Genomic DNA, 14,222 nt, shown 5'->3' with positions numbered 1-14,222 from the left:
TCGCCTCCCCGGCAATAGATTGCCCAATATTTGGGCTAAGCAGCTGAAGATGTTAGATAATTCTCCGGCCCGATTTTCTCCGCTTTGGGTTCCCCCGGAGGCTTCCGGGGCCTCATCATGCAGCCCTCGTGCCGGCTTTTTCCGTGACTCCCATCACATTTGTATTTCCTGCGAATCCGGGTAGCTTTTTCAACGACTTGCAGGGGGTGGCACGCGGCTGGGAGCGTGTCGGCCGGCCCCCGGCCAATGCCCCGCGACCAGGTATTTCATGAGCATTCAATATTTTGCCGGCGCCGCCTGCCGGGCGCTGACGGCGCGGAAGGACGGCCCCTCGCTTTACGAGGTCTGCGATCCCGTGCTGGCGGGTCGGGCCGGCGGCGATCCGCATCTGGCCAAATTCTACAAGACCGCGCTCGGCAATCCCGCGCTGCGGGTGCTGCTGCGGCGGGCCGGATTGCCCGAGTTGCGCGACGAGGCCCGATTGGCGGCGCTGCGCCAGGCGCTCGCCCGTGCCCGCGACGAGGCGGAGCCCGACTGGGCGGCCATCGGCCAGCCCGTGGCCGATCTCCTCGACAGCATCGCGCTCGACCATCCCAGGCCGCCGCCGGCTGTGTTCGTCGGCAAGGCGCCGCAACAATCGCAGATCGACGGCGTGATCCGCGACTGCGCGCAGCACCTGCTCGGTTCGTATCGCCGAAACGGTTTTCTGCCGACCTATGCCGCCTTCAACCTGATCGGCGATCCCGATTGCCGCGGACGCGAACTGATCATGGCGCTCACCGGGCTGAACGCGCGCGGCTACAAGAATTCCTCGCTGCTGTTCAACCTCGCCCGCGTCTTCATCGCGCGCTCGCCGGCGCGCGCCGTGGTGCATCCGCCGTGGCGAGGGGTTGCCGAGCCGATGTGGGAGCCGGTGCAGATCCGCCACCGTTCGGCCTATTACGATGCGTTTTTCATCGAGGCGCTACTGAGCTATATCGAGACCGGGCTAGCCTTACCCGCCGACAAGATCGCGGCGGAGCGTGCGATCGCCGACATGGTGGATTTCTGCGTCAACATCAGCCGCGAGGAGGTCGAGGGCATCGACGGCGCGCGGTTCAATGTCATCACCGCGCTCGCGCCGGCGCCGCATCCGCGCTTCTCTCGCTTCTTCGCCCAGATCAAGCAGGATCTCGGCTTCGGAATCTACGTGCCGGATTGCGACACCACGGCCTGCTCGATCTCGGCAGCGACGCAGGCCGGCTGCACCGATGAGATCATCAACCAGCCGCTGCTGGATTTCTACGCCGGCTATCAGGTCCGCGCCGGCGTCAACGCGCCGCGCGTGACGGTGCCGCTCAACGACAACATCGACTATGAGGGCGGCGTTGCGACCTGGATCGATAATCTCGCGGGCGAGCGTCCTTACGGCAACGATCTCGATCCGACGCTCAATCTCGACATTCTCGAAGTCAGCTTCCGCAACCTGGCACGCTGGAAGATTCTGGAGACGCCATCGCGGCTCGCCACCGTGCATCGCATCATCGGCTTCCAGAAGCGATTAGCCGCGAGCGGTGCTTTCGCCAATCCGCGCTCGCACATCTATTATCTGCCGGAGCTCTACAGCGCCTATTTCGGCCGTTGTTATGCGGCCTTCCTGGCGCTGCCGCTGGCAGCGCAAACCGCAATCGATCCCGACGGCGATTTCGATTTCATCCGCCACCGCGTGCTGTCCTACGTCAAGGGCGAGCTGATGGCCGCGGAGATGAATGTGTTCGACGCCGCGCTGGCGCTGATCGCGCTCGGCCATCTCGGCGCCGACCCACGCGCCTTCGCGCCGGCGCTGAACGTGATCGTCGATGCCATCGGCGAAGGCGGCCGCCGCGGCCCGTTCCGTGCCTATGAATGGAACAAGATGAAGACACCGACGCGGATTCTGGTCGGCGGGCCCGAGGTGACGTCGGCATTCGTGCTGATGGGACTGGCGGTGGCCCGGCGAGCGATGGCAGGGCGGGGGTAGCTCTTCACCCTCCCCTGGAGGGGGAGGGTCGATCGCGCGCAGCGCGAGCGGGTGGGGCGACGGTCCCTCCGCGACGAACAGTGGCCGAGTGGAGAGATCACCCCACCCCGTCACGCAATCTCGCTTCGCTCGATCGCATGCCGACCCTCCCCCTCCAGGGGAGGGTGAAGGAGCGCCATGCAATGACGGGAAGTTGAAAGCTCATCTGTTAGGCAGGCGCTGGTCGAGTGGCCAAAAGCTGACCACAATCGCGGGGTCTATCGAGATTTTCCTGGAACTTGCGGACCGGCATGTTGCGAAAAGTCCTGATTGCGCTGGCTTTCATCGCCCTCCCGTCGCTGGCTGATGCCGCCGACATCACCGGCATGGCAAAAGTGCGCGCCGGCGATACCGTCGTGATCGGCAACACGCGGGTGCGGCTCGGCGGCATCGACGCGCCGGCGGTCGACCAGCTCTGCCTCAACACCAAGACCGAGCGCTGGACCTGTGGCGTCGCTGCGCGCGACGAGCTCGCCAAATATGCCGATGGCAAGAATTGGGTGTGCCATACCCGCGCGATCGACCGGCGCGGCCGCACCGTAGCGCGCTGCGAGGTCGGCGGCGAGGACATCCAGAAATGGCTGGTGCGCAGCGGCTGGGCGCTGGCCTACACTCGCATGTCCCATGATTACGAGGCGGACGAAGCCGCCGCGCGGGAGGCCAAGGCCGGGATGTGGCAGGGCGCCTTCATCGCGCCCTGGGACTGGCGGGTCCGCAACAAGAAGACTGCCATCCTCGGCGCCACCAAGCCGCCAGATGGGGCGCATGCGGTGCTGCTCGCCTCGGCCTCGGGACCGGTCGCGCCGTCGCCTGATTGCACCATCAAGGGCAACGTCAACAGCGCCGGCGAATGCATCTACCACCAGCCGACCAGCCGCTGGTACACCCAGATCAAGATGAAGATCAGCAAAGGCACCCGCTGGTTCTGCTCGGTGGAAGAGGCGGAAGCCGCCGGCTGCCGCGAGACGAAGCGATAACCCACCTCAGACCTGCGTTTTGAGCGCTTTTCTCAAACCCCGGCGCCGCGTAAAAGTGTGTTTCAGCGACCCACCAGTCCGTTCTCACGACACAAGGACCAACAGCAATGACCGTTCGCGCGGGCCGGGAATTTCTGGCCATCCCCGGGCCCACCACGATGCCCGACGAGGTGCTGCAGGCGATGCATCGTCCGGCGATCGACATCTACTCCAGGCAGATGACCGACCTGACCGCGGGCCTGCTCAGTGACATCTCGAAGCTGTTTTCGACCAAGGGCAAGTCCTACATCTACATCGCCAACGGCCACGGCGCCTGGGAAGCGGCGCTGAGCAACGTGCTGTCGCGCGGCGACAAGGTGCTGGTGCTGGAGAGCGGGCGCTTTGCGATCGGCTGGGGCAATGCGGCGGCGCTGATGGGCGCCGAGGTCGAGGTGCTCAAGGGCGACTGGCGCCGCGCGGTGCGGCCGCACGAGGTCGAGGAGCGCCTGCGCCGCGACAAGGAGCACACCATCAAGGCTGTCGTCGTCGTCCAGGTCGACACGGCCTCGGGCGTGCAGAACGACATCGAGGCGATCGGCAAGGCGATCAAGGCCAGCGGGCATCCCGCGCTGTACATGGTCGACACGGTGGCCTCGCTCGGCTGCATGCCATTCGAGATGGACAAATGGGGCATCGACGTCGCGATGTCCGGCTCGCAGAAGGGCCTGATGACGCCGCCCGGCCTCGGTTTCGTCGCCGCCAACGCGCGTGCGCTCGAGGTGCACAAGACAGCCAATATGGCGACGCCCTATTGGAGCTGGAGCGAGCGCGAGGGCACCGAGCACTATCGCAAATATGCCGGCACCGCGCCGGTGCATCTGTTGTTCGCGCTGCGCCAGGCGATCGACCTCTTGCACGAGGAAGGGCTGGAGAACGCCTTCCGCCGCCACAGCCTGCTCGGCGAAGCCGCGCGCCGCGCGGTCGGCGCATGGTCGGAAGGCCAGGTGCTCGGCTTCAACGTCGCGGAAGCCAGCGAGCGCTCCAACACCGTGACCACGGTGACCATGAGCAACGGCCATGACCCGGCCGTGCTGCAACGCTATTGCAAGGAGAAGTGCGGCGTCGTGCTCGGCACCGGCATCGGCGATCTCTCGGGCCAGGCCTTCCGCATCGCCCATATGGGCCATGTCAACGCGCCGATGCTGCTCGGCACGTTGGGCGTGATCGAGATCGGGCTCAACGCGCTGAAGATCCCGCATGGCAAGGGCGGGCTCGAGGCGGCGGTCGCGTATCTCGGTGAGGAAGTGGCGGTGTAGGGCGCTGCCACAAACTCCGATGTCGTCCCGGACAAGCGCCGCTGTGGCAACGCGCAGCGTTGTCAGAGCGGAGCGCTGATCGGGGACCCATAACCACAGGAAGTGGTTTGACGAAGACTCGGAGTTGGCAGCTCGCGCTACAACCCCGCCCTGGGAGTATGGGTCCCGGATCTGCGCGCGCTTGGGGCGCGCTTGTCCGGGACGACATTGAAGTTCTGAGTTCTTTAAATCCTCCACATTCGATCTGATATAGGGGCAAGACACATCCCAGCTCCGAGGATCGACTTGCCCAACACCGCCAGCAAGACCCCGCCCGTCGCCCCGCGCCGGCCGCATTCCTTCACGCGGCACGGGATCACCGTGACCGACGACTATGCCTGGCTGAAGGACGAGAAATGGCAGGAGGTGCTGCGCGATCCCACGGTGCTCGATCCCGACATCCGCAAATATCTGGATGAAGAGAACGTCTACACCGAGAGCTTGCTCGGCCACACCGCCCCCCTCCAGAAGACGCTGGTGCGCGAGATGCGGGGGCGGATCAAGGAGGACGATTCCAGCGTGCCCTCGCCCGACGGTCCCTTCGCCTATTTCCGCCGATTTCGCGAGGGCGGGCAGCACGAGCTGTTCGGCCGCATGCCGCGCGACGGCGGCGACGGCCATATCGTGCTCGACGGCGATGCGCTCGCCAAGGACCACAAATACTTCAAGTTCGGCGGCAGCCGGCACTCGTATGATCACAAGCTGCAGGCCTGGAGCGCCGACACCAAGGGCTCGGAATATTTTTCGATCCGCGTGCGTGACTGGGCTACAGCTAAGGACCTCGACGATATCGTCGAGGAGACCGACGGCGGCATGGTCTGGGCCGCGGATTGCAAGAGCTTCTTCTATGTGAAGCTCGACGACAATCACCGGCCGATGCAGGTGTGGCGGCACAGGCTCGGCACCAAGCAGGCCGACGACACGCTGGTCTATGAGGAGCAGGACGCCGGTTGGTTCACCCATCTGCACGAGAGCACCAGCGGCCGCTTCTGCGTGATCGCTGGCGGCGACCACGAGACCTCGGAGCAGCGGCTGATCGATCTCGCAAACCCCGAAGCGCCGCCGCGCCTGGTCGCAGCGCGCGTAGAGGGCGTGCAATATTCGCTGGCCGACCGCGGCGATGAGCTGTTCATCCTCACCAATGCCGACGACGCAATCGACTTCAAGATCGTCACGGCGCCGCTCGCCGCGCCCGAGCGCACGAACTGGCGCGACCTGATCCCGTATCGTCCCGGCATCTACATCATCGACCTCGATCTCTATGCCGGCTATCTGGTGCGGCTCGAGCGCGCCAACGCGCTGCCGGCGATCGTGATCCGCGATCTCGCGACAAAGGAAGAGCACGCCATCGCCTTTGATGAAGCCGCCTATTCGCTGGATACGATGGGCTCCTACGAATTCGAGACGACGAATTTGCGTTTCGCCTATTCGTCGATGACGACGCCGTCGGAGGTCTATGATTACGACATGGTCAAGCGCTCGCGCACCTTGCGCAAGCGCCAGGAGATTCCGTCCGGGCACGATGCCGCCGACTATGTCACCACGCGCATCATGGCAAAGGCGCATGACGGCGCCGAGGTGCCGGTGTCGATCCTCTATCGCCGTGGGCTGAAGCTCGACGGCTCGGCGCCGCTGCTGCTCTACGGCTACGGCTCCTACGGCATGGCGATGCCGGCTTCGTTCAGCGCCAACCGGCTGTCGCTGGTCGATCGCGGCTTCGTCTATGCCATCGCCCATATCCGCGGCGGCGCCGACAAAGGCTGGGGCTGGTATCTCGACGGCAAGCGCGAGAAGAAGACCAATTCGTTCGACGATTTTGCCGCCAGCGCCCGGGCGCTGATCGCAGCGAAATACACCAGCGCCAAGCGCATCGTCGGCCATGGCGGCTCGGCCGGCGGCATGCTGATGGGCGCGGTCGCCAATCGCGCCGGCGAATTGTTCGCGGGAATCGTGGCTGAAGTGCCGTTCGTCGACGTGCTCAACACCATGCTCGACGACACGCTGCCGCTGACGCCGCCGGAATGGCCGGAATGGGGCAATCCGATCGAGAGCGAGACGGATTTTCGCACCATCCTGTCCTACTCGCCCTACGACAATGTCGCGGCGAAGGACTATCCGGCTATACTGGCGATGGGCGGATTGACGGATCCGCGCGTCACCTATTGGGAGCCCGCCAAATGGATCGCGCGCCTGCGCGCGATCATGCGCGGTGGCGGCCCGGTTCTGCTCCGCACCAACATGGGCGCCGGCCATGGCGGCGCCTCGGGGCGGTTCGATCGGCTCGACGAAGTCGCGATCGTCTATGCGTTTGCGCTGTGGGCGGCGGGGATGGCGGAGGCCTGACCTTCTCCCTCGCCCCGCTTGCGGGGAGAGGGTCGGGGTGAGGGGGAGTCTCCGCAAGGACGGTGACAGTTGGACTCGCGGAGAGTCCCCCTCACCCGGATTGCATCTTCGATGCGGCCTCTCCCCGCAAGCGGTAGGGCTATCGCATATGCATTTCGCGGGGACCACCCGCGAGTTTGCTCCGCCTCTCCCGCTTGCGGGAGAGGCCGACGCGTCCCGGGCGATGCGAAGCATCGTCCCGAGCGCGGCGGGTGAGGGCTCTCACCGCACTGGGATCGCCTCCGCAATTCTCGACAATCCCGACGCGGAGGCACCCCCACCCCGCCCTCCCCCGCAAGCGGGAGAGGGAGCCCACTGCCGATGCCGAAGCATTATTCACGCCATATACGATAGCCCTACCTCCTGCGGGGAGAGGCGAAGACTCACACCGCCCCATGCGCCTCGACATACAGCGCGTAGACCGAATGGCTGCTGGCCATATAAAGCCGATTGTTCTTCGGCCCGCCGAAGCAGAGGTTGGCGCAGCGTTCCGGCAGCTTGATGAAGGCGAGCGGCTTGCCTTCCGGGTTGAACACCATGACGCCATCGAGATCTTCCGGCTTGCTCCTGAGCTGGAACACCTTGCGGCCGCCGATCTCGGTCGGCTCGGATTGCAACGCGCCGTTCGAGCCCCAACCGCACCAGAGATTGCCGTCGCGGTCGACGCGAAAGCCGTCGAGCGAGCCCTGGTCGGCGGCGTCGATCAGCTTGATCTTGCCGCTCAGCGAGCCGTCGTCGCCGACATTGTAGCTCCAGATGCTGCGGTTTGGCGTACCCTTCCACTCGACAATGTAGAGCTTCTTCTCGTCCGGCGAGAAGGCGAGGCCGTTGGGATTGACGAGGTCGGTGAGGACGGCGCTGAGCTTGCCGTCCTTGGCGATGCGATAGACATTGGTGGTGGCCTGCTCGGCCTTCTCCTTCTTGCCCTCCCACTCGCCGTTGATGCCGAACAGCGGATCGGTGAACCAGATGCTGTCGTCGGACTTCACCACGATATCGTTCGGCGCGTTCAGCCGCTTGCCCTCGAACTTGTCGGCGAGCACCGTGATCTTGCCGTCCTTCTCGGTGCGGGTGATGCGGCGGGTGACGGAATGCTCGCAGGTGACGAGGCGACCCTGACGGTCGCGCGCGTTGCCGTTGGCGTAATTGGCATCGGCGCGGAACACGCTGGTCTGGCCGGTCTTCTCGTCGAACTTCATGATCCGGTTGTTGGGGATGTCGGAGAACAAGAGATAGCCGCCCTCGGGGAAATAAGCCGGGCCTTCAGCCCAGCGCATCCCGGTTGCGACCTGCTCGACCGTCGAGGAATAGAGCCGGTATTTTGCAAAGCTGGGGTCGAGGATCTGGACGGCCGGGTCCGGGTAGCGCTGATTGGGCGTGAACGCGAACGACTGGGCGCCGGCAGCGCGGGCGAGAAACGTGGATGCCACTGCTGCGCCGGCGCCGGTCATCAGATTGCGTCGCGTGAAATTCATTGTAATCCTCCCTGCTTGATAAAAGGCCGGCGCTTGATGCGGCCGGCCTGCTTCTTGACGTGATTTGCTCTCGGCTTAGCGGCCGTTCTTCTTGCGCCATTCGGCAAAGTCGGTGAGCGTCTGCGGATCAGTGGCCGGATAGAGACCAAAGATGCCGCGGCCCTTGCCGACTTCCTCTGTGACGAAGTCCTCGAACGCGGTCATCTCAAAGGTCTCGTTCGCGATCTCATCCGCCAGGTGCGCGGGGATCACGATGACGCCGTCGCTGTCACCGAGGATGACATCGCCGGGGAACACCGGCGCATCGCCGCAGCCGATCGGGACGTTGATCTCGATCGCCTGGTGCAGCGTGAGGTTGGTCGGCGCGCTCGGGCGGTGGTGAAAGGCCGGGAAGCCGAGCTTGGCGATCTCCGCGGAATCGCGAAAGCCGCCGTCAGTTACGACGCCGGCGACGCCACGCTTCATCAAGCGCGTCACCAGGATCGCGCCGGCCGAGGCCGCGCGCGCGTCCTTGCGGCTGTCCATCACCAGCACGCTGCCTGCCGGACAATCCTCGACCGCCTTGCGCTGCGGATGCGAGCGATCCCTAAAGACCTCGATGGTGTTGAGATCCTCGCGTGCCGGCATGTAGCGCAGCGTGAAGGCCTCGCCGACCATGGTCGGCTGATCGGGGCTTAAGGGATGCACATCCTGGATCATCTGGATGCGCAGGCCGCGCTTGAACAGGGCGGTTGCGACGGTGGCGGTGGAGACGGATTTGAGCTTGTTGCGGGTGGCTTCGGAAAGTTTGGTCATGTCGTGCTCTCTAGTAAATCGAAGGCTCGCCGATCGGCGCGCCGAAATCGGTCTCCAGGAAGTCGAAGTCGCAGCCGTCATTGGCCTGCTTGATGTGTTTGGTGAACATCCAGCCATAGCCGCGCTCGAAGCGGCGCTCGGGCTGCTTCCAGGCGGCGCGACGTTTTTCCAACTCGGCTTCGCTCACATTGAGATTGATGGTGCGCGCGGCGACGTCGAGCGTGATGCGATCGCCGTTCTGCACCAGCGCCAGCGGACCGCCGATATAGGACTCGGGCGAGACGTGCAGGATGCAGGCGCCATAGCTGGTACCGCTCATGCGCGCATCCGAGATGCGCACCATGTCACGCACGCCCTTCTTCACGAGCTTGGTCGGAATCGGCAGCATGCCCCATTCCGGCATGCCCGGCCCGCCCTGCGGCCCGGCATTGCGCAGAATCAGGATATGATCTTCGGTGACGTCGAGATTGGGATCGTCGACCGCCTTCTTCATCGCGGGATAATCGTCGAACACCAGCGCCGGCCCGGTGTGCTTGAGGAAGCGCGGCGCGCAAGCGGAAGGTTTGATGACGCAGCCGTCGGGCGCGAGATTGCCTTTGAGCACCGCAAGCGCGCCTTCCTTATAGATGGGATTGTCGACGGAGCGGATCACGTCGGCATTGTGCACTTCGGCGTGCGCGATGTTCTCAGCCACTGTCTTGCCGGTGACGGTGACGCAGTCGAGATGCAGATGCGGCTTGATCTGGCTCATCAGCGCCGGCAGCCCGCCGGCATAGAAGAAATCCTCCATCAAATACGTATCACCGCTCGGCCGTACGTTGGCGATCACGGGCACCTTGCGGCTGGCCTTCTCGAAATCGTCGAGCCCGATGTCCTGGCCGGCGCGGCGTGCCTGCGCGATCAGATGGATGATCGCGTTGGTCGAGCAGCCCATCGCCATCGCCACCGCGATCGCGTTCTCGAACGCCTTGCGGGTCTGGATCGCCTTCGGTGTCAGATCCTCCCACACCATCTCGACGACGCGGCGGCCGCATTCGGAGGCCATGCGGATGTGGTTGGCGTCCGCGGCCGGAATCGAGGAGGCGCCCGGCAGCGTCATGCCGATCGCCTCGGCGATCGCGGTCATGGTCGAGGCCGTGCCCATGGTCATGCAGGTGCCGTAGCTGCGGGCGATGCCGGCCTCGATGTCGAGCCAGTCCTTGTCGGAGATCTTTCCTGCGCGGCGCTCGTCCCAGTATTTCCAGCCGTCGGAGCCGGAGCCCAGCGTCTTGCCCTTCCAGTTGCCGCGCAGCATGGGACCCGCCGGCAGATAGATCGCCGGGATGTTCATCGAGGTGGCTCCTAGCAGGAGCGCCGGCGTGGTCTTGTCGCAGCCGCCCATCAGCACCACGCCATCGACGGGATGGCTGCGCAACAATTCTTCGGCGTCCATCGCCAGCAGATTGCGGTAGAGCATGGTGGTGGGCTTGAGCAGCGATTCCGACAGCGACAATGCCGGCAGCTCCAGCGGCAGGCCGCCGGCCATCAGGATGCCGCGCTTGACGTCGTCGACCCGCGACTTGAAGTGCATGTGGCAGGGCTGTGCATCCGACCAGGTGTTGAGGATCGCGATGATCGGCCGGTCCTTCCACTCCTCCGGCGCGTAGCCCATCTGCATGGTACGGGAGCGGTGGCCGAACGAGCGAAGGTCGTCGGGTGCGAACCAGCGCGCGCTGCGGAGCTGGTCAGGCATTTTCTTCTTGTTCTTGGTCATGATTGCGTGCCCCATTTCTGGACGGTGTTCCGCTCGATGGCGCGGAAGATCAGGTTCTCGACAAAGAGCCCGATGATGATCACGGTCAAGAGGCCAGCGAAGACGGCAGGTATGTCGAGCAGATTGCGGTTCTCGAAGATGAACCAGCCGAGACCGCCCTGGCCCGAGGAGACGCCGAACACCAGCTCGGCCGCGATCAGCGTGCGCCAAGCGAAGGCCCAGCCGATCTTGAGGCCGGTGAGGATCGAGCCGAAGGCTGCTGGGATGAGGATCTTTGCCACATAAGGCAATCCGCGCAGGCCGTAATTGCGGCCGACCATCCGCAGCGTGTTGGACACGCTCTTGAAACCGGAATGGGTGTTGAGCGCGACTGGCCACAGCACCGAATGGATCAGCACGAAGACCAGGCTGCCATTGCCGAGGCCGAACCAGATCAGCGCCAGCGGCAACAGCGCGATCGCCGGCAACGGGTTGAACATCGCCGTGACGGTCTCGAGGAAGTCGGTGCCGATGCGCGTCGAGATCGCGAGCACGGTGAAGATCGCGGCCAGTGCGATGCCGGCCGAATAGCCCATGAACAGCACCTTCAGCGAGGTCCAGGCCCGCATCGGAATGGTGCCGTCCTTGACGCGATCGAACAGCGTCACGAAGGTGTCGTGCAGTGTCGGAAACAGCAGGGGATTGTCGAGAGTGACCCCGTACGCCTCCCAGACCGCCGCGAGAAACAGGATGATGACCGACTTGCGGACAAAGCCGTCGTTCCACAATAGCTCAAGCACACCCAGCTTGCGCTCGACCTCGCCTGCACCTCCCGTGCTGGCAACCGGCGCGTCACGCAGCAAGATTCTGGCTTCGCCCATGGCGGCTCCCTTAGTGCGCTACAGCTTCGGAGGCGAACAGGAGATCGTGGATCTCCTTCTCGAGCCGACCGGCGCTGCCGTCCTCATTCGAAACCTTGTCGACGTCGATCACCTCGGCCTTGACGCGGCCGGGATGCGGCGACAGCAGCAGGATGCGGTTGCCGATGCGGATCGCCTCCGCGATCGAATGGGTGACGAACAGCACGGTGAATTTGGTCTCGCTCCAGAGCTGGAGCAGTTCATCCTGACAGGTCCGCCGCGTCAGCGCGTCGAGCGCGGCGAACGGCTCGTCCATGAGAAGGATATCCGGCTCCATCGCCATGCCCCGCGCGATCGCGACGCGCTGCTTCATGCCGCCGGAGAGCGTGTGCGGATAGGCATCGACCACGCGGGTGAGGCCGACCTTCTCGATATAGGCGCGCGCCTTCGCCTCGGCGTCCTTCCGCGACAGCTTTCGCGCGGTGAGCAGCGGGAACATCACGTTGGCGAGCACACTCTTCCAGGGCAGGAGCTGGTCGAACTCCTGGAAGATCATCATGCGGTCGGCGCCGGGCCCGTGGATCTCGCGGCCGTTGATGGTCATGCTGCCTTCGCTGGGGCTCATGTAGCCGCCGACGGCCTTGAGCAGGGTCGACTTGCCGCAGCCGGAGGGCCCAAGCAGCACGAAGCGGTCGGACCGGTCGACGGTGAAGCTCACTTTTTCCGTGGCGGTGACGACGGCGCTGGAGGTCTTGTAGCGCAGCGTCACCGAGCTGACGTCGAGCAGCGCCATCAGTTGCCCTTCAGATCGTGCGCGACGGGGAGATAGTAATCCGTCCAGGCCTTGGGCTGATTCTTCAGCGTTCCGGTCTTGTAGAGATGGGCGGCGAATTTCATCGTGCCCTGCGGCTCGAGATTCCACTCCATCATGCCGGGCTCTTTCAAGAGAGCGAGCAGCTCTTCCACCGACGTCTTGTCGCCGGTGATCTCCTTATAGATCTCGACCGCCTGCTTGGTGTCGCTGCGGATCAGATCCTGCGCTTCCTTGGTGGCGTCGCGGACGGCCTGGATGACCTTTGGATTGGCGTCGGCAAACTTCGTTGTGGTGAAGAATTGCGCCTGGCTGAGCGGGCCGCCCATCACGTCGGGCGACGACAGCACCACATGCGCGCCCGGCACGTTCTTCAACTCCAGGAAGGTGAAGGGCGGAATCGAGAAGTGGTTGTGCACCTCGTGCTTCGGGTTGGACAGCGCCGCATAGGCGTCGGGGTGACCGAGCTGCACGGTGTTGGCATCCAGCTTCGACCATTGGTCGGCACCAAAGGCCTCGGCGGCCGCGATCTGCAGCACGATCGCCTGGGTCGAGACCTTCACGGTCGGCACCGCGATCTTGTCGCTCGGGCCGAAATCCCTGATCGACTTGATGTTGGCGTCGCGGCTGATCAGCGTCATCGGCTGCGCCGAGGTGGCGACGATGCCCTTCACGCCGCCGCGGGTGCGATCCCATAGCAGCAGCAGATTGCCGGTGCCGGTGTTGAGGATGTCGACGCCGCCGGCGAGCAGCGCGTCGGTCTGCGCTCCGCCGCCGGAGAAGGTGATCCATTTGGTGGTGACACCGGTTACGCCGAGGGAAGCCGCATGCTTCTCGATCAGCTTCAGCTTCTCCATGATGTGGCTCGGCATGTAGAAGATGCCGGGCTGGCGCGACAGCGCGATCTCGGACTTTTGCTGCGCGCGAGCCGTTGACATTGAGAAGGCGATCGCGGCGATCACGGTGGCCACAAGCTTGCTGCGAAGATGCTTGATCATTGTTGTGTGTTTCCTCCGGCCAGCGTCGATCTGCGTTGACCCCGCTGATGCACTAATATATTAGTGCATCAAACGCAAGCCCGCGGGACCCGCAATGGAATCATCCCATACCGCGCTGCGCGCGCCCCCACGCCCCGCCCGGCTCGACCGCGGCCGCCAGGCGGCGCCGCAGGTGTTCGAGCGGCTACGCAACGCGATTGTCGCGCTGGAGCTGCCGCCCGGCGCTCCCTTGTCGCGCGCCGAGCTTGCCGGCCAGTTCGGCGTCAGCTCGACGCCGGTGCGCGACGCGCTGATGCGGCTGGAGGAAGAGGGCCTCGTCGACGTCTTTCCGCAGCATGCGACCGTGGTGAGCCGGATCGACGTCGACCGCGCGCAGCAGGCCCATTTCCTGCGTCAGGCACTGGAGCTGGAGATCGTGCGCCTGCTCGCAACAAATCCCGACCAGTCCCTGGTGATCCGCCTTGATCACGCGATCACGCTGCAACAGCAATTCGCCAAGGCCGGAGATTTCGAGAGCTTCATCGCCGGCGACAACGATTTTCACGCGCAGCTTTATGCCGCGGCCGGCAAGCAGGAACTCTGGACGCTGGTGCGCAGCCGCAGCGGACATATCGACCGGCTGCGCCGGCTGCATTTGCCCTCACCCGGCAAGGCCCAGAACATCGTCCGTCACCACAGGCTGATCACGCGCGCGATCGAGGCCGGAGATGCCGAGGCCGCGCAGCAGCATCTGCGCAAACATCTGTCGGGCACGCTGAGCGAGCTGGACAAGATCCGAAGCCGCTATCCCGAATACCTGACCGACTAAGAGGGAACCCGA

The 14,222-nt window shown here is 64.6% G+C and carries 11 protein-coding genes; 5 read left to right on the top strand and 6 right to left on the bottom strand.

Annotated elements, in window-relative coordinates:
- Positions 1–268 precede the first annotated feature (268 nt).
- From ACNJX8_RS02230 to ACNJX8_RS02215, 4 genes are all read left to right on the top strand, one after another.
- Positions 269–1,999, top strand: a complete 1,731-nt coding sequence (locus tag ACNJX8_RS02230; protein ID WP_439359408.1) for a hypothetical protein — start codon at positions 269–271, stop codon at positions 1,997–1,999.
- 290 nt (positions 2,000–2,289) lie between these two features.
- Entirely contained in the window at positions 2,290–3,015 is a 726-nt protein-coding gene (locus ACNJX8_RS02225; protein WP_128930714.1) for a thermonuclease family protein, read from the top strand.
- Positions 3,016–3,122: 107 nt separating this feature from the next.
- Complete coding sequence (locus ACNJX8_RS02220) at positions 3,123–4,310, top strand: pyridoxal-phosphate-dependent aminotransferase family protein (protein ID WP_439359407.1); 1,188 nt, start codon at positions 3,123–3,125, stop codon at positions 4,308–4,310.
- A gap of 285 nt (positions 4,311–4,595) precedes the next feature.
- Positions 4,596–6,692: a S9 family peptidase gene (locus tag ACNJX8_RS02215; protein ID WP_439359406.1), complete on the top strand. Its 2,097-nt coding sequence runs from the start codon at positions 4,596–4,598 to the stop codon at positions 6,690–6,692.
- 422 nt (positions 6,693–7,114) lie between these two features.
- On the opposite strand, the gene ACNJX8_RS02210 is transcribed toward ACNJX8_RS02215, so the two are convergent.
- From ACNJX8_RS02210 to ACNJX8_RS02185, 6 genes are all read right to left on the bottom strand, one after another.
- Positions 7,115–8,206 carry an SMP-30/gluconolactonase/LRE family protein gene (locus ACNJX8_RS02210; protein WP_439359405.1) on the bottom strand — a complete coding sequence of 364 codons (1,092 nt, stop codon included), beginning with the start codon at positions 8,204–8,206 and terminating at the stop codon, positions 7,115–7,117.
- A 75-nt stretch (positions 8,207–8,281) separates the two neighbouring features.
- Positions 8,282–9,001, bottom strand: a complete 720-nt coding sequence (locus tag ACNJX8_RS02205) for a ribonuclease activity regulator RraA (RefSeq protein ID WP_249759088.1) — start codon at positions 8,999–9,001, stop codon at positions 8,282–8,284.
- Positions 9,002–9,011: 10 nt separating this feature from the next.
- Positions 9,012–10,754: an L-arabinonate dehydratase gene (gene araD, locus ACNJX8_RS02200; protein ID WP_128943452.1), complete on the bottom strand. Its 1,743-nt coding sequence runs from the start codon at positions 10,752–10,754 to the stop codon at positions 9,012–9,014.
- A complete protein-coding gene (locus tag ACNJX8_RS02195) occupies positions 10,751–11,614 on the bottom strand; it encodes an ABC transporter permease (protein WP_128930708.1) in 864 nt (287 codons plus the stop codon). The genes araD and ACNJX8_RS02195 overlap by 4 nt, the downstream gene beginning before the upstream one ends.
- 10 nt (positions 11,615–11,624) lie before the next feature.
- Positions 11,625–12,386, bottom strand: coding sequence for an ABC transporter ATP-binding protein (locus ACNJX8_RS02190; protein WP_439359404.1), 762 nt, complete (start codon positions 12,384–12,386; stop codon positions 11,625–11,627).
- The gene (locus tag ACNJX8_RS02185; protein ID WP_439359403.1) at positions 12,386–13,402 is read right to left on the bottom strand and encodes an ABC transporter substrate-binding protein; all 1,017 of its coding nucleotides are present in this window, start codon (positions 13,400–13,402) and stop codon (positions 12,386–12,388) included. The genes ACNJX8_RS02190 and ACNJX8_RS02185 overlap by 1 nt, the downstream gene beginning before the upstream one ends.
- A 94-nt stretch (positions 13,403–13,496) precedes the next feature.
- Between ACNJX8_RS02185 and ACNJX8_RS02180 the strand changes: the two genes are divergently transcribed.
- Entirely contained in the window at positions 13,497–14,210 is a 714-nt protein-coding gene (locus ACNJX8_RS02180) for a GntR family transcriptional regulator (RefSeq protein WP_439359402.1), read from the top strand.
- Positions 14,211–14,222: the final 12 nt, after the last annotated feature.

Origin of the sequence: Bradyrhizobium sp. SPXBL-04, from assembly GCF_051853035.1 — a bacterium.
In the GTDB taxonomy this organism is placed as follows: Bacteria; Pseudomonadota; Alphaproteobacteria; order Rhizobiales; family Xanthobacteraceae; genus Bradyrhizobium; species Bradyrhizobium zhanjiangense.
The sequence above is the reverse complement of the archived record's forward strand: the minus strand, read 5'-3'. Positions and strand labels throughout refer to the sequence as shown.